Source organism: Mycobacterium sp. 4858 (assembly GCF_900240975.1).
Taxonomy (GTDB): domain Bacteria; phylum Actinomycetota; class Actinomycetes; order Mycobacteriales; family Mycobacteriaceae; genus Mycobacterium.
On record NZ_LT968770.1, the window covers coordinates 1 to 1,553 of the forward strand.

2 protein-coding genes and 1 pseudogene are annotated in these 1,553 nt (G+C 72.5%); 2 read left to right on the forward strand and 1 reads right to left on the reverse strand.

The window, feature by feature from the left end:
- Positions 1-324 (reverse strand): hypothetical protein (locus tag C1737_RS00010; protein WP_102416883.1); only part of this gene is annotated, 324 nt, incomplete at its 3' end.
- Between the two features lie 175 nt (positions 325-499).
- On the opposite strand from C1737_RS00010, the gene C1737_RS00015 reads away from it, so the two are divergent.
- Positions 500-1,222 carry a response regulator transcription factor gene (locus C1737_RS00015; protein WP_068093257.1) on the forward strand — a complete coding sequence of 241 codons (723 nt, stop codon included), beginning with the start codon at positions 500-502 and terminating at the stop codon, positions 1,220-1,222.
- Positions 1,219-1,553 (forward strand): annotated as a pseudogene (locus C1737_RS00020) (two-component sensor histidine kinase); the annotation flags it as partial. The gene C1737_RS00015 and the pseudogene C1737_RS00020, both read left to right, overlap by 4 nt.

Below are 1,553 nucleotides of genomic sequence, written 5' to 3' on the forward strand. Positions count from 1 at the left end.
CGGCCAGGCGCCATGCGGCGGCCCCGGCGGGCCGGGCGGCGGCGCGAACCCGAAACCACCCATGGGTCCGCCCACCGGCGGGGGAGGCGGCCCGTGCTGCAGCGCCCTCATCGGCGGCGGCCCGGGCGGTAGCGGGGGGCCGGGTGGGCCGACGCTGACGATCCATGCGAAGGCGATCGCCGCGATGGTGCCGGCCGCGCCGATCAGCGCGCCCGCCAGCCCTGCGCCGACCACCACCGCGGTGGAGTGGCGGCGCGGCTCACCAGGTCGATTCGCCGCGGGCGGGGTGGGCGGAGGGGTGTCGATGTCGTCGTTTGTGGTCATGGCACCGGACGGTAGGAGCCGGAACTGAAGCGGACCTGAAGAAGCTGGCGCCCCATTCGCCACTCCTGCCACCAGCGAAGGTGAGTCAACGCGCATCCCCACATTCTTGTGACCACTGAGACTCCCGTGACAATGGCACGCCCGCTTCAGGTTCACTTCAGCGCCGGCGCCGACAATGGGACCCATGACGAACTGCCCGCGGGCCGCCGCCGGCCACTTCAGCGTCGGCGCGCCCCGGGTTCTGGTGGTCGAAGACTCCGAGACGATCCGCGAGATGGTCGGCGAGGCGCTCACCGATGTCGGCTACCACACCGTCGGCCGTGGTGACGGCGACGGGCTGGAGGAGGCGCTGGACGGGCTGCGCCCGGACCTGGTGGTACTCGACGTCATGCTGCCCGGGCGCGACGGCTTCGACCTCATCGACGTGATCCGCGACTGGGGCGACGTCGGCATCGTCTTGATCACCGCGCGCGACGGCCTGCAGGATCGACTCCGCGGCCTGGACGGCGGGGCGGACGACTACGTGATCAAGCCGTTCGAGCTGGCCGAACTGGTGTCCCGGGTGGGCGCGGTGTTGCGCAGGCGCGGACGGCTGCCGCAAGTCGTCCAGGTCGGCGACCTGACCCTGGACGCCGACGCCGGTGTCGCCGCGCGCGCCGGTAGCCGTCTCGACCTGACCGCGACCGAGCTACGGCTGCTGGCCTTCCTCGTCGAGCAGCGCGGCCGCATCGTCAGCGCAAGCCAGATCTTGAACGCGGTCTGGGGGTACGACGCCTACGATCCCAATCTGGTCCAGGTGCACGTCAGTGGCCTGCGGCGCAAGCTCGAAGCCCACGGGCCGCGGATACTGCACACCGTGCGCGGCATCGGCTACCGGCTGCAGCCCCAGCGATCATGACGGCCGGAGCGACGCGGACCCCGTCCCTGCAGCGCCGGGTGATCCTCGTGGTGGTGGCGCTGCTGGCCATGCTGTTGGTGGTGCTCGGTGTCACCGTCGACGTCAGCCTGGGCGTGCTCGCCCGGCGAAACCTGCACGATCGGCTGCTTGCCGCCGCGTCGCGCGCGGAGGCGCTGGACGCCGCGCGCACCTCGCCCGATCTGCTGGCCGCCGAACTCAACGGCGGCGGGGTGCGCGCCCTGCTGATCACCGCCAACGGCGCGACGTACGGGGATCGCGGCATCAGCCCGGACACCGTGACCGGCCCGACGGCGCCGCCGTCCCTCCCGCC

Coding starts and splice junctions, on each gene's coding strand:
- C1737_RS00015 (WP_068093257.1), top strand. CDS start 500: ATGGGACCCATGACGAACTGCCCGCGGGCCGCCGCCGGCCACTTCAGC.